The 18,945-nt window shown below is 68.9% G+C and carries 32 protein-coding genes; 29 read left to right on the top strand and 3 right to left on the bottom strand.

What is annotated here, in order from left to right:
* Positions 1-302 precede the first annotated feature (302 nt).
* The gene (locus ACZ6TD_RS10315; RefSeq protein WP_471352822.1) at positions 303-932 is read right to left on the bottom strand and encodes a uridine kinase family protein; all 630 of its coding nucleotides are present in this window, start codon (positions 930-932) and stop codon (positions 303-305) included.
* Between the two features lie 172 nt (positions 933-1,104).
* Here ACZ6TD_RS10315 and ACZ6TD_RS10310 point away from each other — a divergent pair, with 172 nt between their 5' ends.
* On the top strand, positions 1,105-2,520 hold the full coding sequence (locus ACZ6TD_RS10310) for a peptidase C39 family protein (RefSeq protein ID WP_471352820.1): 1,416 nt from the start codon (positions 1,105-1,107) through the stop codon (positions 2,518-2,520).
* 86 nt (positions 2,521-2,606) lie between these two features.
* Here ACZ6TD_RS10310 and ACZ6TD_RS10305 read toward each other — a convergent pair whose 3' ends face one another.
* On the bottom strand, positions 2,607-3,887 hold the full coding sequence (locus ACZ6TD_RS10305; protein WP_471352818.1) for a tyrosine-type recombinase/integrase: 1,281 nt from the start codon (positions 3,885-3,887) through the stop codon (positions 2,607-2,609).
* A gap of 360 nt (positions 3,888-4,247) precedes the next feature.
* On the bottom strand, positions 4,248-4,721 hold the full coding sequence (locus ACZ6TD_RS10300) for a hypothetical protein (protein WP_471352816.1): 474 nt from the start codon (positions 4,719-4,721) through the stop codon (positions 4,248-4,250).
* 509 nt (positions 4,722-5,230) lie between these two features.
* Between ACZ6TD_RS10300 and ACZ6TD_RS10295 the strand changes: the two genes are divergently transcribed.
* The 28 genes from ACZ6TD_RS10295 (at position 5,231) to ACZ6TD_RS10160 (ending at position 18,863) form a co-directional block, all read left to right on the top strand.
* Positions 5,231-5,497, top strand: coding sequence for a helix-turn-helix transcriptional regulator (locus tag ACZ6TD_RS10295; protein ID WP_471352814.1), 267 nt, complete (start codon positions 5,231-5,233; stop codon positions 5,495-5,497).
* A gap of 84 nt (positions 5,498-5,581) precedes the next feature.
* Positions 5,582-5,776, top strand: coding sequence for a hypothetical protein (locus ACZ6TD_RS10290; RefSeq protein ID WP_471352812.1), 195 nt, complete (start codon positions 5,582-5,584; stop codon positions 5,774-5,776).
* Positions 5,773-6,537, top strand: coding sequence for a hypothetical protein (locus ACZ6TD_RS10285; RefSeq protein ID WP_471352810.1), 765 nt, complete (start codon positions 5,773-5,775; stop codon positions 6,535-6,537). The genes ACZ6TD_RS10290 and ACZ6TD_RS10285 overlap by 4 nt, the downstream gene beginning before the upstream one ends.
* Positions 6,537-6,755, top strand: coding sequence for a hypothetical protein (locus ACZ6TD_RS10280; RefSeq protein WP_471352808.1), 219 nt, complete (start codon positions 6,537-6,539; stop codon positions 6,753-6,755). The genes ACZ6TD_RS10285 and ACZ6TD_RS10280 overlap by 1 nt, the downstream gene beginning before the upstream one ends.
* Positions 6,752-7,336 (top strand): hypothetical protein, encoded by a 585-nt coding sequence (locus ACZ6TD_RS10275; protein ID WP_471352806.1) that lies wholly within the window; start codon positions 6,752-6,754, stop codon positions 7,334-7,336. The genes ACZ6TD_RS10280 and ACZ6TD_RS10275 overlap by 4 nt, the downstream gene beginning before the upstream one ends.
* Positions 7,333-7,713: a hypothetical protein gene (locus ACZ6TD_RS10270; protein ID WP_471352804.1), complete on the top strand. Its 381-nt coding sequence runs from the start codon at positions 7,333-7,335 to the stop codon at positions 7,711-7,713. Before ACZ6TD_RS10275 ends, ACZ6TD_RS10270 begins: the two co-directional genes overlap by 4 nt.
* Positions 7,710-8,102: a DUF6197 family protein gene (locus ACZ6TD_RS10265; RefSeq protein ID WP_471352802.1), complete on the top strand. Its 393-nt coding sequence runs from the start codon at positions 7,710-7,712 to the stop codon at positions 8,100-8,102. The genes ACZ6TD_RS10270 and ACZ6TD_RS10265 overlap by 4 nt, the downstream gene beginning before the upstream one ends.
* Positions 8,099-8,461 carry a hypothetical protein gene (locus ACZ6TD_RS10260; RefSeq protein WP_471352799.1) on the top strand — a complete coding sequence of 121 codons (363 nt, stop codon included), beginning with the start codon at positions 8,099-8,101 and terminating at the stop codon, positions 8,459-8,461. The genes ACZ6TD_RS10265 and ACZ6TD_RS10260 overlap by 4 nt, the downstream gene beginning before the upstream one ends.
* Positions 8,458-8,757, top strand: coding sequence for a hypothetical protein (locus tag ACZ6TD_RS10255; RefSeq protein WP_471352798.1), 300 nt, complete (start codon positions 8,458-8,460; stop codon positions 8,755-8,757). The genes ACZ6TD_RS10260 and ACZ6TD_RS10255 overlap by 4 nt, the downstream gene beginning before the upstream one ends.
* A complete protein-coding gene (locus ACZ6TD_RS10250) occupies positions 8,754-8,924 on the top strand; it encodes a hypothetical protein (RefSeq protein WP_471352796.1) in 171 nt (56 codons plus the stop codon). The genes ACZ6TD_RS10255 and ACZ6TD_RS10250 overlap by 4 nt, the downstream gene beginning before the upstream one ends.
* Positions 8,921-9,091 (top strand): hypothetical protein, encoded by a 171-nt coding sequence (locus ACZ6TD_RS10245; RefSeq protein WP_471352794.1) that lies wholly within the window; start codon positions 8,921-8,923, stop codon positions 9,089-9,091. The genes ACZ6TD_RS10250 and ACZ6TD_RS10245 overlap by 4 nt, the downstream gene beginning before the upstream one ends.
* A 103-nt stretch (positions 9,092-9,194) precedes the next feature.
* On the top strand, positions 9,195-9,668 hold the full coding sequence (locus ACZ6TD_RS10240; RefSeq protein ID WP_471352792.1) for a hypothetical protein: 474 nt from the start codon (positions 9,195-9,197) through the stop codon (positions 9,666-9,668).
* Positions 9,668-10,015, top strand: coding sequence for a hypothetical protein (locus tag ACZ6TD_RS10235; RefSeq protein WP_471352790.1), 348 nt, complete (start codon positions 9,668-9,670; stop codon positions 10,013-10,015). Before ACZ6TD_RS10240 ends, ACZ6TD_RS10235 begins: the two co-directional genes overlap by 1 nt.
* A complete protein-coding gene (locus ACZ6TD_RS10230; protein WP_471352788.1) occupies positions 10,015-10,623 on the top strand; it encodes a hypothetical protein in 609 nt (202 codons plus the stop codon). Before ACZ6TD_RS10235 ends, ACZ6TD_RS10230 begins: the two co-directional genes overlap by 1 nt.
* Positions 10,620-10,973, top strand: a complete 354-nt coding sequence (locus ACZ6TD_RS10225; protein ID WP_471352786.1) for a hypothetical protein — start codon at positions 10,620-10,622, stop codon at positions 10,971-10,973. The genes ACZ6TD_RS10230 and ACZ6TD_RS10225 overlap by 4 nt, the downstream gene beginning before the upstream one ends.
* A 71-nt stretch (positions 10,974-11,044) precedes the next feature.
* Positions 11,045-11,215, top strand: coding sequence for a hypothetical protein (locus ACZ6TD_RS10220; protein ID WP_471352784.1), 171 nt, complete (start codon positions 11,045-11,047; stop codon positions 11,213-11,215).
* Entirely contained in the window at positions 11,212-12,330 is a 1,119-nt protein-coding gene (gene dnaN, locus ACZ6TD_RS10215; protein ID WP_471352782.1) for a DNA polymerase III subunit beta, read from the top strand. Before ACZ6TD_RS10220 ends, dnaN begins: the two co-directional genes overlap by 4 nt.
* Before the next feature lie 61 nt (positions 12,331-12,391).
* Entirely contained in the window at positions 12,392-12,625 is a 234-nt protein-coding gene (locus ACZ6TD_RS10210) for a hypothetical protein (RefSeq protein ID WP_471352780.1), read from the top strand.
* A 106-nt stretch (positions 12,626-12,731) separates the two neighbouring features.
* Complete coding sequence (locus tag ACZ6TD_RS10205) at positions 12,732-13,568, top strand: PD-(D/E)XK nuclease family protein (RefSeq protein WP_471352778.1); 837 nt, start codon at positions 12,732-12,734, stop codon at positions 13,566-13,568.
* 10 nt (positions 13,569-13,578) lie between these two features.
* Complete coding sequence (locus tag ACZ6TD_RS10200) at positions 13,579-14,547, top strand: ATP-binding protein (protein ID WP_471352776.1); 969 nt, start codon at positions 13,579-13,581, stop codon at positions 14,545-14,547.
* Positions 14,548-14,623: 76 nt separating this feature from the next.
* Positions 14,624-14,908 (top strand): hypothetical protein, encoded by a 285-nt coding sequence (locus ACZ6TD_RS10195; RefSeq protein WP_471352774.1) that lies wholly within the window; start codon positions 14,624-14,626, stop codon positions 14,906-14,908.
* 209 nt (positions 14,909-15,117) lie between these two features.
* On the top strand, positions 15,118-15,465 hold the full coding sequence (locus tag ACZ6TD_RS10190) for a hypothetical protein (protein WP_471352772.1): 348 nt from the start codon (positions 15,118-15,120) through the stop codon (positions 15,463-15,465).
* On the top strand, positions 15,462-15,944 hold the full coding sequence (locus tag ACZ6TD_RS10185; protein ID WP_471352770.1) for a hypothetical protein: 483 nt from the start codon (positions 15,462-15,464) through the stop codon (positions 15,942-15,944). Before ACZ6TD_RS10190 ends, ACZ6TD_RS10185 begins: the two co-directional genes overlap by 4 nt.
* Positions 15,941-16,183: a hypothetical protein gene (locus ACZ6TD_RS10180; RefSeq protein WP_471352769.1), complete on the top strand. Its 243-nt coding sequence runs from the start codon at positions 15,941-15,943 to the stop codon at positions 16,181-16,183. Before ACZ6TD_RS10185 ends, ACZ6TD_RS10180 begins: the two co-directional genes overlap by 4 nt.
* A complete protein-coding gene (locus ACZ6TD_RS10175) occupies positions 16,180-16,392 on the top strand; it encodes a hypothetical protein (protein ID WP_471352767.1) in 213 nt (70 codons plus the stop codon). The genes ACZ6TD_RS10180 and ACZ6TD_RS10175 overlap by 4 nt, the downstream gene beginning before the upstream one ends.
* Entirely contained in the window at positions 16,389-17,240 is an 852-nt protein-coding gene (locus ACZ6TD_RS10170) for a hypothetical protein (protein WP_471352765.1), read from the top strand. Before ACZ6TD_RS10175 ends, ACZ6TD_RS10170 begins: the two co-directional genes overlap by 4 nt.
* Positions 17,241-17,274: 34 nt before the next feature.
* The gene (locus ACZ6TD_RS10165) at positions 17,275-18,018 is read left to right on the top strand and encodes a hypothetical protein (protein WP_471352764.1); all 744 of its coding nucleotides are present in this window, start codon (positions 17,275-17,277) and stop codon (positions 18,016-18,018) included.
* Positions 18,018-18,863: a hypothetical protein gene (locus ACZ6TD_RS10160; protein WP_445520508.1), complete on the top strand. Its 846-nt coding sequence runs from the start codon at positions 18,018-18,020 to the stop codon at positions 18,861-18,863. The genes ACZ6TD_RS10165 and ACZ6TD_RS10160 overlap by 1 nt, the downstream gene beginning before the upstream one ends.
* Positions 18,864-18,945: the final 82 nt, after the last annotated feature.

Genomic DNA, 18,945 nt, shown 5'->3' with positions numbered 1-18,945 from the left:
TGTTGTTCGTCGCAATCACACAAGGCCGGGCGGGTGTGCGCGGGGGCGTGTAAGGGGCGCACGAAGTCCGGGGCGGGTCGTCACCCAGAGTGAGGAAGCGGCCGCGCAAAGCAGCGGAAAACCGGCGCCAGACAGGACGAAGCCCCCGATCACGGGGGAACAACCGGGGGCTTCGCGTTGTGGGACGACTCGTACGAGTCGCACATTGAGAACGTAAGACCTGTATGGGCCCCAGGTCAAGCCGAGTTGGAGTACGCGTCATGCCTCGGGCGGCGGCGTCCGGTCCGGTCGGGGGAACCGGCTCACGCTGTGTGAGGCCAGGGGGTGTTTCCGTCGGTCGTCGCAGGTCCCGGTAGCACCTCATACCCCTCCTTCCGCTGCTGTACCAAGGCTCCCGCGTACGGACGGGACGGGTCGGCGGCGAAATGCGCACGCTCGGCGAGCAGCCACCCGTCCCAGAATGCGGACATCCCCGGACCGTCCCGTAGCTGTCCGCGCAGCCAGGAGTCCCGCTCCGGCAGATCCATCCACAACAGCTGCGCCAGTCGCGGGCGCATCGCGCGGCGGCCGCTGCCCACCCCCTCCAGCAGCACGACCGGCGCGGGGTCGAGCCGCCGCCGGGCGGTGGCGAAGCGGCGCTCCACCCAGTCGTACGGGGCGTAAGCCGCGGCCGCGCCCCGGGCGAGCGGGGCGAGGACGTGGGTGTGCAGCCGCCCGGCCCAGCCGAAGAGCTCCTCATGGGTGGCGAAGTCGTCCGTGTGCAGTACGGGCGCACCGCCGAGCGCATCGGCCAGATGCCCGGCGAAAGTGGTCTTCCCCGAGCCCGCGTGGCCGTCCACCGCGACCAGCCGGACCGGCCCGCAGGACGGCGGCAGCGCGCGCAGGCGCCGCGCCAGCGCGTCCAGGCTGCCAACCGGTCGGTAAGTTCGCATCGGGGACCACCATACGGCCCTTCGGGCTCGTTCACTCCATTGGTTCACACCAATATTGATGGTGCGGGTGCTGGGGGAATCACTGGCCTGAGACCACTCGCAGCGGCCATAGTTGTGCGACTGTCGCGCACCCGCCGCCCATTGGACAGCACGACGACTGGGGGAACCCCGCATGACCAGATCTGGATCCACGCCCCGCCGCTCCGTGCTCGCCGCCGCCCTCGGCGTCGCGGGCGCCGCCGCCGTCACCACGACAGCCGCCGCGGCCGCCGGAACGGCCCGCCCCTCCGCGACAGGGACCTCGGGGACCCCCGGGGCCGCGGCCCCGGCGGGCTCGAAGGCCAAGCGGATCGCGGAGTACCACGGCTGGACCAGCCACGCCGACTGGCTGGCCGGTGCCGCCAAGGGCGTCCGGGCCGAGGCCGGCGCCCGCCCCGGCATCGTCATCTCCCGCCCGCTCGGCAGCGTGGACTACACCGATCCGCACACCGGCACCAAGGCCGCCTGGGAGTACGCCACCTGGACCTCCCCGGTGCGCACCCTCTCCGTGCCCGCGACCGAGGCCATCGTCTCCTGGAACGCCCACACCCCGGCCGGCACCTGGATCCAGATCGAGCTCAAGGGCACGTACACCGACGGCTCCGCGACCCCCTGGTACGTGATGGGCCGCTGGGCCTCCGACGACGGCGCCTCCTCCATCCGGCGCACCTCGGTGGACGACCAGAGCGACGACAAGAGCTCGGTGTGGACCGACACCTTCTCCATCGACGACCCGGCGAGCGGGCTGCGGCTCGCGACGTACCAGGTGCGGCTCACCCTCCACCGCAAGCCCGGCACCACGCTCACCCCCACGGTGTGGCGGGTCGGCGCGATGGGCTCGGACGTCCCCGACCGGTTCGAGGTGCCCGCCTCCACGCCGAGCCTGCCCAAGGGGCGCGAACTCGTCGTACCGCGCTACTCGCAGGAGATCCACAAGGGCCAGTACCCGGAGTACGACAACGGCGGCGAGGCGTGGTGCAGCCCCACCTCCTCGCAGATGATCATCGAGTACTGGGGCCGCAAGCCCTCCGCGAAGGACCTGGCCTGGGTCAACCCGGACTACGCCGATCCGCAGGTCTGCCACGCCGCCCGGTCCACCTTCGACTACCAGTACGAGGGCTGCGGCAACTGGCCGTTCAACGCCGCCTACGCCGCCACCTACCGCGATCTCCAGGGCGTGGTCACCCGGCTCGGCTCGCTCACCGACGCCGAGAAGCTGATCGAGGTCGGCATTCCGCTGATCACCTCGCAGTCCTTCCTCACGACGGAGCTGGACGGCGCGGGGTACGGCACCTCGGGCCATCTGATGACCGTCATCGGCTTCACGGCGGACGGCGACGTCATCGCCAACGACCCGGCCTCGCCCAGCAACGAGGCGGTCCGCCACGTCTACAAGCGGCGGCAGTGGGAGAACATCTGGCTGCGGACGAAGCGGTACAACGCCGACGGCAAGGTGGTCTCGGGCACCGGCGGCGTCTGCTACCTCTACTTCCCGGCCGAGCTTTCTGCAGCTCAGAGGGCTGCATTGGCTAGTGTGGGAGTCCGCTGACGCACATCGAGGGCCCCGGCCGCAAAGCGACTGGGGCCCTCGAACCTTCTTGATCCGTATCTCTGGGGAGCAACTGGGGAGATCTTTTAGGAAGTCGCCTTCAACCAGGCGTCCATAGCGTCCCGGCCACGACCATCCGCTTCCGGCATCATGTGGGCGTAGATCCGAAGCGTGATCGACGCGTCCTCATGGCCCAGCCAGTTCGAGACTGACACGATCGACTCCCGGGCGTCCAGCCACACCGACGCCGCTGTATGGCGCAGGGCATGGAAGCCCTCCTCCCGGGCCTCCGTGTACTTCCACGCGGCCCGCTGATCCTTCCCCTGGCGGACCTGGACTGGCGGCGGGATGACCCCTGCAGCAGCCAGTGCAGGCTTCCAGTCGCGAAGGTTGAACGAGTCTCGGCGCAGAGCTCCGCCCTGCGACCCGGTCACGATCAACTCGAATGTCTGCGGTGCCCGCTCCTTCTCCTCCCGCTCCGTCTCCGGGGGCCGCGGGTCCTTCCACGGCAGAGTGACCTTCTTGGCGGGAAACTCATCCAGGTGCGCCCGTAGCCGGGCCAGCAACTCAGGCGGAGCCGGCGCGGTGCGGGTCTTGCCACCTTTGGGTAGAGCAAAGACCAGCTTCGCCCCCACCTTCTTCACCTGTCGCCGCACATGGATGATCTGCTTGGCCTCGTCGATGTCCTCAACGGCCAGCCCAAACACCTCGGACTGGCGCAAGCCCGCGCTGACCCCGATGTCGACCATGATGCGAAAGCGAGGCTTCAGTCCCTCGCGCACGGCGGCAACACGCTCACGGTCCCAGGCGCGGGCTTTCCTCGGGGGCCGCGTCGGAAGTTTGATGCTCTTCGATGTCCTGCAGTAGTTCTTCGTGATCCGCTCGTCGTCAACGGCTGACTGCAGGATCGATGAAAGGTAGCCCCACGCCTCGTGGATGGTGCCAGGCCCGATAGTGGACTCAAGCTGCTTCAACAGGGCGCGGAGCTGCGGGGTTTTGATGTTGTTGAGCGGCAGTCCCCCCAGGTGCGGCAGCAGATGAGTCCAGACCCGGCCCTTGATGGTGTTGAGGGTCGCCGGGTCGCCGCTCTTGCTCGGCCACCACTCGTCTTCGACGTAGGCGCGGAAGAGGATCAAGCCGCGCCGCGAGTCGATGAACTCGCCAGTCTTCGACTCGTGCTCGGCCTTGGCCTTCCAGGCGTCCGCATCGGCCTTGCGGTCGAATGATCGGGCGCGGACGCCTGGGATGCCGGTGACCTTGTATCGCTTGCCCTGGCCGTGCCGGGCGGTCTTCTCGCGGGTGGGCTTCCTCGTGACCGGGTCGACGGGGCCTTTACGGAACCAGCGGTCCTCGATGTATCCGGGCATCGAACTCCCTCAACTCCGGCGAGTGCATCGACACGATCTCGCCCCTCCATAGCTGGAACCACTGTCCCCCAGCCAGGAGCTGCTGAACAGCAGAGTTGAGCCCCGCCACACCTTGAGGCTGGAAGAGTCCCCTGCAGAGTTTGAAGCGGATGCTCCCGCGTCGTTCCTCGGCCTCGACTGGCTGCTCCCATGTGCAGTCGTCGCTGTAGATGTACCGGACGTCGATCATCTGCACCCCCTTGAAGCGCAGGGGTATGGGGGTCCCCCTGAGACAGATGTGCTTGGGTCCGGAAACTTACCCCTGACGTGTGGCGTGCGACAACACTCTGTAGACGATTCGTCGTAGATGGTAAACGGGGGCTACTCTTCGTCGGCTTGATCGGCGGCCTCGAGCATCCTTCGCCACCGCTTCCTCTCGCGGGGATCCATGCCCGCCAGGTGGGCGACGATTACGCGCACGTCGTCGTCATAGCCGCTGAGCTCGGTTGCCTGGTAGTTGAGGAATTGGATGGCGGCGGCGCGCTGGATGACGGCCACGGGCTTCCGTAGGGCAGCGGCGATTCCCTCTAGCCGGTCGGGTGACGGGGCGGTTGCGACGGCGTTCGTGGCCAGCTTCTGCAGGTATGGCTTGGAGACCAGGTAGCCGGCGGCTGCGGAGCGGTCGGCCATCTCTTGGTAGGAGAGACCCATGTAGTTGGCGTCGCGGATGAGGCGGCTGAGGTTGTCGCGGTCCATGTCGCGTGCGGCCTCGGGAAGTGGGTCGTGGCCGGTGTTGCCGTGGCCGAGGTCGGGGGCCGGAGCCTCCATGGGGGGTGTCCCTTCCGTCTCTTCCATATCAGTCGTCTCTCGTTTGGTTCGACCTGGTGCAAGGAAATCGCAGGCCAGGCCGTACAACCATTCCCCGTCGCAGACGAATCGTCTACAGATCGAGACTAGTAGGCAAGCTACTTCGCGGAAACTTCACATCCAGCCGTTCGGATCCATAGACGAATCGTCTCCAGTCTGCTTCACTGTTCTCAAGCGAAGACAGAACGTCCCAATGGAGATCCATTGAGTGCCCGCTACAAGCTGCGAAGCAAGGGGGTGCTGCAGCACTGCATGCAGCACCCGGGTCGCGGCACCCCGTTCACCGTCAGATCCCTCGCTGCCGCCATAGGTCTGACCCACCACTCGCTGGTGGGCCACCTGCACAGCGGCGAGCGGGATGAGTGTGATCGGGATGTCGCCCACGCCATCGCGGGGGCCGTCGGTGTCGCGGTGCTCGTGCTTTTCGCGCCTCCGGCGTCTCCAGATCCGACCGAACCGTCTACAGAACGGCAACCCCCATCCAAGGAAGGGTCCCTGTGACTATCACGCCGAAGAAGGCTCCGCCCGGATGCCTCTGGCTCGCTGACGCCGCCGAATACCTCGGTTACGACATCACCACCCTGCGTAAGTGGCGACTCAAGAAGAAGGGGCCGGCCAGCTTCAAGGCTGGCGGAAAGGTGGCCTACCGCATCGCGGTCCTGGATGCCTGGCTTGCCGAGCAGGAGGCGTCGGACCCTCACAGCAACCCGGCTCTGGACCCGGCGAATGCCCCGGTCGAGCCGCGCCTCGTCACCGCCGCCTAGCGGCTTTGCGGCCGACGCCGGGGGCCTAGACCCGACGCCGGCCTAGATCCACCTCACCACCATCCCTGGAGAGAGAGGCTTCACATGCCTTCCATCATCCCATCCGCATCACGCCGCAAGCGGCGCCCCACCCCCGTGGTTCAGACCCGGGCCTTCAAGGAGCTTGTCGAGGCGATCGACACACGCATCCCGTCCGAGGTAGCGGTCGAGCTGCTCGCGAACTTTCGCGATGTCATCCGTGCCGAGCTCCTGGACGAGCTCAAGGGCGGTGCGTCATGAGCGACGTCTTCGAGGAGCTGACCACCAGTCTCCGCCGTGTCTCCCCTCTGGCCGCCATGTTCGATGCGGCGGAGGACACGCTGCTGACGGACCGCCCGGAGGGTTTCACCCCGGAGGACATCGGCCAGTTGGCGTGGGACTCGCTGCCGGAGTGCGAGCGCGGCGACGCGTGGAACGAGTTCAAGTACACGTACTGGGCTGCCCGGCAGAACGACCGTGATGCCCGGCTCCGCTATGAGCGGGAGCAGAAGGCTCGCACCGCACTGGCGACGGCTCTGGATGAGCGTGAGATGGCGCTGGTGCTGGGCAACGAGGTGCCGCCGTCGCTGGAGGCGGCGATCGCCCGCCTCACCCGCCTTCTGGGCGAGCGTGACGCCGAGCTGGAGCTGATGCGTGGCCGGGCTGAGGCGGCAGGCGAGTACTACCGTCGCGCCGCCGAGGCCGAGAAGCGCGTCGCCAAGCTGGAGGCTGCCGCTTCTGCCGGATTGAAGTCGTTGTCGTCGTTCATCTTCGACACCACTGACCCCGGCGTGGAGGCCCTCGGCGCCCAGTGGCTGCTTCAGCAGACCATGCCGCAGGTGGACGATCCGTTCGCCGAGCCGAACCGGTACCGCGACGAGATTCTGCGGCAGGCGGCGAAGCAGCAGCGCGACTTCATCCTCTCGGACGACTACGCGTGCGAGCACTGGGAGTCGGCGATGGACGTCGCCGACCTGATCGACCCGGACGAGCAGACCGCCACTTCCGAGGGCGGTGCGTGATGGCCACGACGACGCCCCGCCCGATTGCCGCCCTGGATGCGCCTGCCGACCTGGTGGCGGCTGAGGTGCCGCTGCGGAAGGCGATCGCCCGCGAGACCGAGCTGCACAACGACTACGAGGTGTCGGCCCTGTCGCTGGCCCTCTACCTGGCTGGGCACCCCGAGTGCTGCGCCACAGCCGCCGACTATCCCGGATGGACCCCCGGAGGTGCCCGATGAAGTGCAGCGAACCGTACCCCGACGGCTCCTACGAGGAGTGTCAGCGCGACCTCGGCCACGCCGGTCAGCACGAGTACTTCGGCACGAAGTGGGCCCGCCCGGAACTGACTCCTCTGCCCCTGGACGTGGAGAGCGTGTTGGAAGAGACGCTGCCTGCGAACGCCTGGGGTGTGGACGAGCGCAGCTACCCGGTCGTGGTGGTGGAAACCATCACCCGCATCGTCTGGGTGGATGCCGAGTCCGAGGACGAAGCGATCGCCTACTGGGCGGACGACTTCGCCGACCTCGATCTGAAGAGCAGCGACGTCATTGACGGCTACCTGGAGTTCCAGCGGCCGGACGAGTTCCAGCGACAGGAAGCGGCGGAGCACCGTCGCCGTGGCCGGGAGATCGGGCCGGAGATCCAGTGCCCGGACTGCGGGCGCTTGTCGCTCAAGCGCGAGTGGTTCCACGACCCGTACCGGAAGTGCCACGGCCCCATCGAGTGGCGGAAGCACCCCCGCGCGGTCCGCGCCTACCGCGAGTTCAAGGCGACTCCGGTGTTCGACGCCGCCCGCCAGCCCGAGGCGGTGGCGTCGTGACCAGCACGATGGAGTGGATCCGCAAGCAGTACGACGTCCCCGCCCGCCACCGGATGCGCATCGAGTACGACGGCAAGCCCGCCACCATCGTCGGCACACGCGGCCCCTGGCTCGCATTCCGCATCGATGGGGATCGCCGCATCACGACGAGCCATCCCTGCTACCGGATCGTCTACCCGGCGGTGGCCGAGCCCGCCCGGCCGCGCGGCTGGTGCAAGCACTGCGGTAAAGACCGCGCCATGAAGGACGGCGTCATGGGGCCGCACAAGTGGCGCCACCGTGACTGGTCCGAGTCCTGCCCCGGAGTTGGCCAGCCTCCGTGGAAGCCCGTCCGCAACCAGACCCACCCCGGCGAGCAGCGGGAGGTGGCGTCGTGACCGCCCTGATCACGGACTATGCGCCGATCTACCGCCTGGCCGCCAACATCATCCGCACGAACGGCCACAACAAGGGCTACTGGTACCGCATCCCGGAAACCGGTGTCGGCATAGAGCTCGCCCCGGCCGAGTGCCCGGTGTGTGCCGTCGGGGCCATCAGCATCGCCCTCACCGGGGTGCCGAAGCCCGACCGGTGGGACGTCCCGCTCGTGGAGGCCGCCGTCCGGCGGTTCCTGGAGCACCTGATCCCCGGCTACAAGCGGGCGTTGGCGATCTGGGATTTGGGCGTCCTGTGGAACGACGTGGAGGAGCGGACCGCCGCCGACGTGATCGCCGCGTTCGAGGACGCAGCCCGCGCCGAGGAGATGGCGGGGGTGAGGGCGGCGTGATCACCGACTACACCACGATCCGCCCCCGCCGCTGCTCGGCCGGAACCCGCAGGCACCACCACAAGACCCTGCCATACAAGCTGCGGCTGATCGTCCCGACCGTGGCCCGCATCCGGGTCACCCCCGTGTGGTGGTCGGAGAGCGACAAGTCGCCGATGGAGGGCGTATTCAAGGTCGTCGTCATCGACGGCAACGGCCAGGCCATGCACCCCACCGCCGAGGACACAGCCCACATCATCGCCCTCCTCCAAGGCGCGTTCACGGCGGACTGGACCCTGCCCCAGACGTGGGACGCCGCCACCAACACGCTCACCACCGACCGGCCCGAGCAGACCAACGAACTGAGGAGGGCCGCGTGACCCCGATCGAATGCGCAGAGGCGCGTGCCGCCACCTCCACCGCCCCGGTCATGTTCCTCGCAGCCTTCCACGCGGGACGGCAGACCGGGCCGGGCGAGGACAGCGATGGCTACGTGCGGGCCCTCATCCAGCAAGGCGACCACGCTGCGGCCGCCGGATACCTGGAGGGGGTGGCCGCAAGCCGTCGAGTCCCGGACGGTGAGCACCCGTGGACGTGTGAATGCGTGCCGTGCCAGGTCCGGCGAGGCGAGCAGGAGCGCATGGCCCGGCGGCTTCGCGTGAAGGCCGCCGCGTGAGCGCCCCGCTGATCGCCGTGGATGTGGCGCTGCTGGTGATCCTGCTTCGGATCGTCGCCGACCTCACCGACTCCCTGGAGTCGTGCCGGGCGAACGTGGTGGCCCAGCAGGACGAGCACGCCGCCTACCGGCTCCACCACCCGCCCCGGAAGGGGGTGGCGCCGTGACCTTCGACGTGGTCGCCGCCCCCCGCAACCCGGAGATCACCATCGCCGACCTCGAACGCATGCGGGACGAGCACCGTGAGCGGCGCCCCTACACGGGACTGATCGACAAGGCCATCGCCGAAGCCGTGCAAGCCGAGATCGACCGCCGCCAGGCCGCCGTCGAGTGACCCGCTTCACCGCCCAATGCCTCACTGCCCTGGCTATCTGCTGGGGCACCGCCGCCGGGCTCATCGCCCTCGGCCACCGACTCCAACACCCCAAGGGGGGACAGTGACTCTTCCGCACGATCCGTACATCACCGCCGTCACCGACGCGCTCACCGCCGCCGGGCTGGAGCCCGCCGACGGCTGGACATCCGACGCCGAAACCCGCGGCGTCTACTGCTACCTCGACGCCGTCATCACCCTCGACCCCGACACCTCCGGCATCGACCCACAGCGCTGGCCGCATGGCCTGATCCTCATCTGGGAGTGGCACACCGGCACCGAGGCCGCCGACGGCGAACCCGAGCGCGGCTCGTCCTGGGAGTGGGCCCGGCTGGTCGACTCCCACGGCCAGAGCGGTGAGCGCGAGGCGCTCACGGCGGTGGGCTACGCCTCGCCGGCCTACGTGGTGGAGAGCGTCCGTGCACTCATCGAGCGCCGCAACCAGTCGACGCCCGCCGAGCGGTGGGAGCGCGCCGACGAGCTGGACGAGGCGTGCGAGGCGTGGGGCACTGCTGAGGTCCGGAAGGCGGGCGAGTGATGAGGATCAAGGTCCGAACCACCAAGGGCACGCAGATCGACGTAGAGGCGACACCCACCGACACACCCGGCCTCGTGGCACACCGACGCCTCTACCAGGAGTCCACACCCGAGAAGTGGATCGTCACCCACGTCCAGAGCGGTACGCATCTCGGCTGGGACTTCTGGAGCGAACTGGAGGCCCTGAACTTCGCCCGAGACGTCGGCTCCCTCGCCGACTGGCAGCAGGACGTCATCGAACTGCCCAAGTACGCGGCGCTTTCCCGGATCGCCCGTCGACACGTCGGCAGGGACACCCCCGGGAGCGCATACCGCCGCCGCGCGGCCGAGTGGAAGGCGGGCGAGTGATGAGCGAGCGCAAGCACCTCGCCGTGCGCGGCTACACCAACGGCCGCCTGATCATCGCCTGCAAGTGCGGCGGCTACCAGCCCATAAAGGGCACCGCCCGCGAGCAGGAAGACGCACACCGAGCCCACCGCGTTGAGATGGGGGAGACCGTCAAGCCCCGCGTTCCCACCATGCGGGAGCGGCTGGAGATGGCCATCAGCCGAGCCGTCGAGCTGGAGAACGAGAATGCCCAGCTGACAGACGAGCTCGCCGAGACGAGGGCCAGTCAGGATCCGCGTCTCCGCTGCCTGATCCTCAAGGCCGCTCCCGACCGGGATCTGTACATCGGCTGGTCCAACACGTGCGACATGCCCGCCGGGGCATGGACCCGCACCGAGGCCATCGAGTACGGCTTCCCGCCCTCCCGGCTGAACCGGGCCGACGAGACCGGCACCTCTTCGGAGCTCGGCGATGGCGCGTGGGACGACTCGGGGTTCGTGGCGGAACAGCGCGGCTGGCTCAAGCGGGACCGCGTCGGCGACTACGCGGTGGAGTGGCTCTCCGGTCGCACGGACAAGGCGTTCGACCTGCTGGAGCCGTTCGAGGGTGAGAGCGAGGTTCGCCGATGACCCTCCACCTGCCCCGCTCGCACGGACGCCACCGCGCCGCCGACCGGGTCGCCCAGCTCGAAGCCGAGAACCACGAACTCGCCTGCAAGACCGTCGCCCTCGCCCGCGAGAACGACACCCTCCAGCGGCACCTCGACCAGGCCGGAATCGAACTCTCCGGGACGCGGCTCGACTACGAGGCCGCCGTCGCCGAGGTCCGCCGGCTCCAGCAGCAGCACATCGACGACACGGTCCGCGTCGACCGTCTCCGGCGGGAACTTCGTCAGGCCCGGCCCCGCATCACCGCGGTGCCCGCCACCGCCGCTCGGCCGTTCGCGCCCGACAGCGTGCCCCAGCCGCACGCCGCATAGACCGCCCGCGCCCCGCCGTGGCAACAACCGGCCGGGCGCGGGCCACCAGCCACAACCACCTTGGAGCATCCATGAACACCCAACTCGAACTGTTCCCCCTCACCGCCGTCCTCGGCACCGGACGGCCCCGCCCCTGGCCCATCCCGGCCGCCACCGACCAGACCGACGACACCGACACCCCGCCCGTCCAGGACGACGAACTGCCCCTCGACCTCGACGAGCAGCAGGGGCGGGCGGCATGAAGATTCACGTCGACCAGCGCGCTCTCGCCGACGCCACTCGGTGGGCCAGCCGCTACATCGCCGACAAGCCGACTGTGCCCGTCCTCAGCGGCCTCCTCCTCGACGCCTACGACGACGCGCTCACGATCAGCGGCTTCGACTACGACACCAGCGGCCGAGCCACCCTCGCCGCCGACACGGCCAGCAGCGGCAGCATCGTCGTCCCCGGCCGACTGCTGGCCGACGTCACCAACACTCTGCCCGACAGCATGGTCGAGTTGACAGCAGACGACGACACCCTGACGGTCACCGCCCCCGGCAACCAGTTCACGCTGCCGCTGCTGCCTGCCCGCGAATACCCGGCACTCCCCAAGGCGCCGGCCGCCACAGGCGCCGCCGACGCGACCGAGTTCGCAGCCGCCGTCAGGGACGTTGCCACCGCCGCCATGGCCACCAAGGACGCCGTGGGTCAGGTCGAGGGCCTGGGCGGCATCCGGATCCGCGCCCAGGGCGAACGCCTCGAGCTGACGGCCACCGACCGGTACCGGATCGCGTGGCGCACCCTGCCGTGGCAGCCGGCTGGTCCGGCCGACGACACCATGCTCATCACCGCCCCGATCCTTGCCGACATCGCCAAGTCGCTCACCAGCGGCGAGGTGAGCGTCAGTTTCCCCGGGCCCGGTGACGGAATGGCGGGCTTCGCCACCACCGACCGCACCGTGGCGGTGCGCACCCGGGTGGGGGGCTTCCCGCCCGTCGAAAAGCATGCGCCCAAGACCGAGGCGGCCACCGGCTACGCCGAGTTCGATCCAACCGAACTGGCTGCCGCCGCCCGTCGCGTGGCCATCGTGCGGGAGAAGAACAAGCTCGTGCAGATCTCGCTGCGCGGCGACCACGCCGAGATCGCAGCCAGCGGCGACGGTCCGGCCGCCAGCACCAGCATCGAGGCCACCACCGACGGCATCGAGGACGGATTCGCCATCGCCTTCGACCCCGACTACCTCACCACCCTGCTCGCCCCGCTCGCCGACCGGATCCGCATCTGGCTGTACACACCCACACGACCGGTGTTGATCGAGCCACTGGACGACACCCCGTACCGGGCCGTCCTCATGCCCATCCGCATCAAGCAGTAGCCAGCCGAAGGGCGTCCCGCGCGTCCACAGCAGGCGGGACGCCCGGCATCTAGGAGACCACATGCCCATCCGTATCGGCCGCTGGCAGATCGAACTCCACCAGCGCGCCATCTACATCCAACGCCAAGCCGACCCCAACTGCACCCACTGCAAGGGCACCGGAGAGCTCCAGTACGGCCCCGGCATCGGCCCCGACGGCGAAGACCCCGACATCGCCCCCTGCCACTGCTGGAACCCCTACCGCAGCCTCCGCATCCCCCTCGGCCCCCGGCCCATCGAAAGGTACCCCTTCTGATGCCCACCGAAATCACCTGCACCGGGTGCGGCGACACCGACGGGCCCTTCGAGAAGCAGGACGACAACACCTACCGCTGCGAAGGCTGCATCAACGGCGGTGCCCAGTGACCGCCACGTCCGAGGCGCCGGCCGAGGTACAGCCCGGGGTCTACGACATACCCGCCGAGCTGTACCACAGCGACCCCATACCCGGCGGCAGCCTCTCCTCCACCGGCGCCCGCACGCTCGCCAACAAGTGCCCGGCTGTCTTCAAGTACCAGCTCGACAACCCCGAGCCGTACAAGCAGGTCTTCGAGTTCGGCACCGCGGCTCACAAGCTCGTCCTCGATGACGGCCCCGAGCTGGTGCTCGTCGACGCCGCCCGCTGGGACACCAAGGCCGTCAAAGCCGAGGTCGAGGCGATAAGGGCCGAGGGGAACATCCCGCTGAAGCGGGCCGCCCTCGAGCAGGTCCACGCCATGGCCGCGGCCCTCCGGGACCACCCCGAAGCAGCCGAGCTCCTCGAGCCCGGATCCGGTGTCGCCGAGCAGTCCGCGTTCTGGTCCAGCAACGGCATCTGGCGGCGAGCCCGTTTCGACTGGCTCCGCCACGACGGCCAGATCGTCGACTACAAGACGACCCGGTCCGCCAACCCGATCGATCTACCGAAGGTCTTCCACGACCACGGCTACCACCAGCAGCAGGAGTGGTACCTCGACGCTGGCCTCGCCCTCGGTTTGATCGACCCGGAGAAGCCGTTCCAGTTCGTGCTGCAGGAGAAGGCCCCGCCCTACCTGGTCACGGTCACCACCTGCGACCCGGCCGCCCGCGGTATCGGCCGCCACCTCAACGACCGGGCCCTCTACGCCTACGCCCACTGCATAGAGACCGGCGAATGGCCCGGCTACATCGAAATGCCTCTCATCTCGCTCCCCGCCTGGGTCGAGCGCCAGTACGCCTAGGAGTACCAGCATGAACCAGCTTCCCAAGCCCGTCCGCGTCGGCCGCCAGCAGCAGAACACCGACGAGTACGACGACGGCGCGTTCGTCTTCCGCCCCGCCACCAAGGACAAGGCCAAGGCCCGGGTGGCCGTTCAGGGCGTGTCCGGCTCCGGCAAGACCTGGACCGGCCTGTCTATCGCCCACGGCCTCGCCGAGGGCCAGCGGTTCGCTGTCATCGACACCGAGCGGGGCGCCGCGTCCCTGTACGTCGGCATCAACGGCATCCAGTTCGACGTGCTGCAGATGCACCGCTACGACCCCCGCGACCTTGTCAAGGCGCTTGCCGCGGCAGCGCAGGCTGGATACCCGGTCGTGAAGATCGATTCCCTGTCGCACTTCTGGAAGGGCACCGACGGCACCCTCGAGCAGGTCGACAAGGCCAAGTCCCGCTACGGCGGCAACTCCTTCGCAGGCTGGAAGGAGGGCACCCCCATGCAGAACGAGATGATCGACGCCCTCCTGTCGTACCCCGGGCACGTCGTCGTCACCATGCGCTCCCACACCGAATGGGTCTTGCAGGAGAACGAGCGCGGCAAGAAAGAGCCCGTCGCCATGGGCATGCGCGCCGAACAGCGCAAGGGCGTCGAGTACGAGTTCGGCCTCGTCTGCTCCATGAACATCGACAACACGCTCACCGTCGTCAAGTCCCGCTGCCCCGCCCTCCACAAGAAGGTCATCAAGGAGCCGAACGGCGCGATCGACATCGCCAAGCCGCTCCTCGACTGGCTCAACGACGGCGCCGAGACCATCGACACCACGGTCTGGATCGACGCTGCGACGGCCGACGACGCCACCCCGGAGAGCCTCCTCGCCACGTACCGCGAGGTCGAGTCCCACGGTGCCCTGGCCACCCCGTTCCTGCACCCGGATACGGGCCAGCCGACCAGCCTCGGCGCCTACATCAAGGAACGCGGCACCGCACTGAAGAACGCCGCCTGACCGGCACTGGGGCCGCCTCGCCGGAATCGGGGCGGCCCCACCCCTCCACGGAACCACACCCGGAAGGACACCCGCCATGTCAGATCCGATCCAGCTCACCGCCGGAACCGTCACCGAGGTTACCTACCTCGACCCGGGCCGCCCGCACACCGGGCCCGACGAGCGCGGCTGCCCCGACTGCGGCCAGCCCGCTTACGACTCCGGCTGCGAGTCGCCCGGCTGCAACGGATGGGGCTGCCCCGACTGCGGCACCGGCTGCGACCTCGACTTCGTCAGCGCCGAAGACGGCGGCCAGTGCTCCGCCTACCGGGACCAGGAAGACGACGTCGACGAGTACCTCGACCAGGACGACGAGGACTAACCCCGCCCCGGGCTGCCGCCGACCGAACCGGCGGCAGCCCACCACCCAGAGAAGCACACCGGGTACCGCCTCGAGATCGAGATTGACACCTTCTCGCATCGGCGACCGAGGCGCCTGACCAGGAGGAACCCGCCATGACGAAGATCGTGAAACATCCCGGAGATCGTGAAACATCCGACTGTGTCGGTGCCGTGGTGCCAATGGGGGACATGGACCACATCCAGCCCGCACTCGACGGCATGCCAGAACCCGACCCCACACCCGCCTCCCGCCCGCGGTCCGAGGACTACGAGACCTGGCTCGACATCGTCTGGCCCAAGTACGTCGCCGCCGCCGAATCCGGCCGCACCTTCACCTGCTACGAGATAGCCGACGCCCACCAACTGCCCGACCCGCCCAACCCCCAAGCCCACTGGGGCCGACTCATGACCCTCCTCAAAGACGAGGGCTACGTGCGCACCGCCGGATGGGCCTGCACCAACCGGCCCACCGCCCACCACAGCGGAGTCCGCACCTGGAAAGGCACCCGCGCCGCACAGCGAGGAGAGGCAGCATGAACGCCCCGCTGATCATCCTGCTGGGTGGCGGCCGGAACCTGCCCGAGCCGGGCATCGTCCCCGGAACCCTCGCCGACATCGCCCTCAACATCGCCGACGGCCCCATCATCGTCCGCCACGGCGCCTGCCCCGGCCCCAACTCCGCCGACCAGGCAGCATCCGACTGGATCCAGGACTGCGGCGGACGCCTCGACGTCACCGAAGACCCCATGCCCGCCGACTGGGACAACTGCGGACCCAACTGCCCGACGACCCCGCACCGGCGCCGCAAGAAGCCCGGCGACATCTTCCACCCCGGCCTCCTCGACGACTACTGCCCCGGAGCCGGACCCCGCCGCAACGCAGACATGGCCGCCAAGCTTCCGCACCCCGAATGGATGCTCGCCTTCCCCGACCCGACCGGGCCTTCCTACGGCACCCGCAACTGCATGCGCCTCGCCAAGCAGGCAGGCATCCCCGTACACGAGGTGACCGCATGAGCCAGACCCCGACCCCCGAAGAGCTGGAGACCCTGCACGACGCCCTCACCGGCACCCGGCCGGCCATCGTCTGCTACGCCACCTGCTGGTTCTGCAAGTTCGGGCAGTGCTACGAGCCCCCGGCGCCGCACCCCTGGTGGGACAGCGAAGACGTCGAACACGCCGAAGCAGTCGGCCAGCCCGCACCCGCAGGCAACTGCACCTGCCCCTGCGCTCGACCCCAGGACGGTGCCGCATGAGCCCCGCCGTGGCCTTCGCCCTCCACGTGGCCGCGTTCCTCCTCACCGCCTGGACCGCCACCCGCATCATCCGACGCCGCCACCGCCGCGCCAAAGCCCGCGCCCGACTCGGCCGCGAACTCTTCCTCATCCGCCACCGCAGCTGGGCCCGAACCCTCAACGACATCCACGCCCTCCCCACCACCACCCGCGAACGGGGGACACAGTGACCACCACAAACCGCGCCCGCCCCATCCCCGCACACGGAACCGCCTCCCGATACCGCGGCGACCCCCGCAAAGGCCGATGGACACCCTGCCGGTGCGAACCCTGCCGCCGCGCCTACCGCCGCCAGAACAAGACCAACGAACTACGCATCGCCCGCGGCCAAGGCGGACGACACCCCATCGCCCCCGTCGCTGCCCACATCGAACTCCTCCTCAAAACCGGCTGGACCCTCCACGACATCGAGAAGACAGCCGCCGTCGACCGGCGCGGCATGTACAACATCCGCCACGGCCTCCAGAAAGCCGTCAACCACAGCACCGCAGCTAAAATCCTCGCCCTCAACCCACAGGACCGCAGCCCCCAGACGGTAGACGCAACCGGTACCGCCCGCCGCATCCAGGCACTCGCCTCCATCGGCTGGTCCATCAAGTGGATGGCCGACCAGACAGGCGTCTCCCACGGGACCCTCGAAGACGTCGCCAGGGGCGACAGGCGACAGGTCACCACCGTCACCCGCCAGGCAGTCAGCGCCCTGTACCGCCAGTACGCGCGACGCCCCGGCCCCTCCGGATGGGTACGCGCCTTCGCCGCCCGCAACGGCTGGGTCTCACCCATGGCCTGGGACGACATCGACGACCCCCACGCCCAGCCCGAGCCGGACGTGCACCACAAGCCCGACCAGACAGAGAACGCGCGCCACATTGCCGCCGAGATCCGACACCTGGCCGCCTTCAACCTCAGCGAAGACGAGATCGCCACCCGTGTCGGCCGCTCCCGCTCCTACGTCCACGAACAACTCGCCGGCCGCCGCGGACCCGGATGGCGACAGCAGCTCGACACCGCCGCATAGCCAGTAGCCGCACACGACAACGAAAGGGGAGCACATGACCACAGACCTTGACCTGCCGACACACGAGCAGGCGCGAGCCCTCACCGACCGCATCAAGGTCGCCGTCGAAGGCACCTGGCAGCTCATCCGCGAGGCATACACCTCCCGCACCTGGGCCGTCCTCGGCTACGACACCTGGGACGCCTACTGCGCCGCCGAGTTCGGCGAGACCCGACTCCGTCTCCCGCGCGAGGAGCGGCAGGAGGTCGTTGCTTCGCTTCGCGAAAGCGGCCTCAGCGTGCGAGCTATCGCCTCGGCAACAGGGGTTGGAGTCGGCACCGTCCACCGCGAACTCTCGACAGCGAGCAACGTTCCAAATGGAACGATGCCCCGCCGGGTGACCACGACGGACGGCCGCACCTATCCGGCGTCCATCTCCACGGCGGACGAAATCGTCGACGCCGAGCTGGTCGACGAGCCCGCGCCCACCGAGACGCCGAAGCAGAAGCGGCGCCCGCTGCCGGAGGCGTTCACCGACGCCGGCCGGGACCTCACCCGAGCCGCCGAGCGCCTGTCCCGGCTCACCGAAGACGACCGGTTCAACAAGAACCGGACCCACACCCACCAGCAGGTGCCCGAACTCCTCGGCGCCCTGGAGCACACCGTGCGGCTCGTGCAGGCCATGAACCTGCCCACCGCCACAGCAAGCGAAGAGGCCCGCCGCTGGTGGGCGACGAGCCTCCACAAGATCAGCGACGCCCTGACCGGCATCGCCAACTCCATCGAACAGGAGAAGTGATGAACCACTCCAGCGTAACCGCCCTCCCCTTGCACGACCTCTCCAGCAACAACGAGCCCACAGTCGAGGTCGTCACCGTCACCCCCGCCCTCGCCAAAAGCTGGCTCCAGCGCAACACCCACAACCGCAACCTCCGCCCCCGAGCCGTCTCCGACTACGCCCGCGACATGGCGGCAGGCAAATGGCAGCAGAACGGCGAAGCCGTCAAGTTCGCCAGCAACGGTGCCCTCCTCGACGGACAGCACAGGCTCACCGCCGTCACCGTCGCCGGCGTCCCCGTCCCCATGCTCATCGTCTCCGGACTCGACCCTGCCACTCAGGAAACGATGGACGCCGGCCGCAAGCGGTCCACCTCCGACGCGCTCGGCCTCCGAGGCGAAACCAACTTCACCATCCTCGCCTCCGTCCTGAAGCGCGTCTGGCTGTGGGAGCAGGGCGACTGCAAGTTCAACGGCAACGCAACTCCCACCACCGCCGAATGCACCGCGCTCCTCAACGAGAGGCCCGAGCTGCGCCGCTCGGCCGAGATCGCCGCCCGCGTCCACCAGACGTTCAAGTATCTGCCGCAGTCGGTCGTCGGCACAGCCCACCACGTGTTCTCTCGCATCGCAGCCGAGGAAGCGACTTGGTTCTTCCAGCGGCTCGCCGACGGCGCTGAGCTGCCCGTCGGCCACCCGATCCTCACCCTCCGCACCAGGGCTATGGCCGAGGCCGCCGACAGGCGGAAATCACCGGCCGACCGCCACATGGCCTACCTGGTCCGCTCCTGGAACGCAGTCCGCGATGGCCGTGAGCTGGGCCGCATCCAGTACGGCCCCAACGACGCCATGCCCATGCCCAAGTAGTCACGCCGCGGGGCCGTCCATCGCGACGGCCCCGCCCTAGCCGCACACGACAAAGCCCCGCCGATGGCGGGGCAAGGAGGGG

The sequence above is a fragment of the Streptomyces yongxingensis genome (assembly GCF_055597465.1).
The sequence above is the reverse complement of the archived record's forward strand: the minus strand, read 5'-3'. Positions and strand labels throughout refer to the sequence as shown.

Bases quoted from the DNA above. Each gene is read 5' to 3' on its own strand.
- ACZ6TD_RS10315 (WP_471352822.1), bottom strand. From the start codon at position 932: ATGCGAACTTACCGACCGGTTGGCAGCCTGGACGCGCTGGCGCGGCGC.
- ACZ6TD_RS10310 (WP_471352820.1), top strand. From the start codon at position 1,105: ATGACCAGATCTGGATCCACGCCCCGCCGCTCCGTGCTCGCCGCCGCC.
- ACZ6TD_RS10305 (WP_471352818.1), bottom strand. From the start codon at position 3,887: ATGCCCGGATACATCGAGGACCGCTGGTTCCGTAAAGGCCCCGTCGAC.
- ACZ6TD_RS10300 (WP_471352816.1), bottom strand. From the start codon at position 4,721: ATGGAAGAGACGGAAGGGACACCCCCCATGGAGGCTCCGGCCCCCGAC.
- ACZ6TD_RS10290 (WP_471352812.1), top strand. From the start codon at position 5,582: ATGCCTTCCATCATCCCATCCGCATCACGCCGCAAGCGGCGCCCCACC.
- ACZ6TD_RS10285 (WP_471352810.1), top strand. From the start codon at position 5,773: ATGAGCGACGTCTTCGAGGAGCTGACCACCAGTCTCCGCCGTGTCTCC.
- ACZ6TD_RS10280 (WP_471352808.1), top strand. From the start codon at position 6,537: ATGGCCACGACGACGCCCCGCCCGATTGCCGCCCTGGATGCGCCTGCC.
- ACZ6TD_RS10275 (WP_471352806.1), top strand. From the start codon at position 6,752: ATGAAGTGCAGCGAACCGTACCCCGACGGCTCCTACGAGGAGTGTCAG.
- ACZ6TD_RS10235 (WP_471352790.1), top strand. From the start codon at position 9,668: ATGAGGATCAAGGTCCGAACCACCAAGGGCACGCAGATCGACGTAGAG.
- ACZ6TD_RS10230 (WP_471352788.1), top strand. From the start codon at position 10,015: ATGAGCGAGCGCAAGCACCTCGCCGTGCGCGGCTACACCAACGGCCGC.
- ACZ6TD_RS10225 (WP_471352786.1), top strand. From the start codon at position 10,620: ATGACCCTCCACCTGCCCCGCTCGCACGGACGCCACCGCGCCGCCGAC.
- ACZ6TD_RS10220 (WP_471352784.1), top strand. From the start codon at position 11,045: ATGAACACCCAACTCGAACTGTTCCCCCTCACCGCCGTCCTCGGCACC.
- dnaN (WP_471352782.1), top strand. From the start codon at position 11,212: ATGAAGATTCACGTCGACCAGCGCGCTCTCGCCGACGCCACTCGGTGG.
- ACZ6TD_RS10210 (WP_471352780.1), top strand. From the start codon at position 12,392: ATGCCCATCCGTATCGGCCGCTGGCAGATCGAACTCCACCAGCGCGCC.
- ACZ6TD_RS10200 (WP_471352776.1), top strand. From the start codon at position 13,579: ATGAACCAGCTTCCCAAGCCCGTCCGCGTCGGCCGCCAGCAGCAGAAC.
- ACZ6TD_RS10195 (WP_471352774.1), top strand. From the start codon at position 14,624: ATGTCAGATCCGATCCAGCTCACCGCCGGAACCGTCACCGAGGTTACC.
- ACZ6TD_RS10190 (WP_471352772.1), top strand. From the start codon at position 15,118: ATGGACCACATCCAGCCCGCACTCGACGGCATGCCAGAACCCGACCCC.
- ACZ6TD_RS10185 (WP_471352770.1), top strand. From the start codon at position 15,462: ATGAACGCCCCGCTGATCATCCTGCTGGGTGGCGGCCGGAACCTGCCC.
- ACZ6TD_RS10180 (WP_471352769.1), top strand. From the start codon at position 15,941: ATGAGCCAGACCCCGACCCCCGAAGAGCTGGAGACCCTGCACGACGCC.
- ACZ6TD_RS10175 (WP_471352767.1), top strand. From the start codon at position 16,180: ATGAGCCCCGCCGTGGCCTTCGCCCTCCACGTGGCCGCGTTCCTCCTC.
- ACZ6TD_RS10165 (WP_471352764.1), top strand. From the start codon at position 17,275: ATGACCACAGACCTTGACCTGCCGACACACGAGCAGGCGCGAGCCCTC.
- ACZ6TD_RS10160 (WP_445520508.1), top strand. From the start codon at position 18,018: ATGAACCACTCCAGCGTAACCGCCCTCCCCTTGCACGACCTCTCCAGC.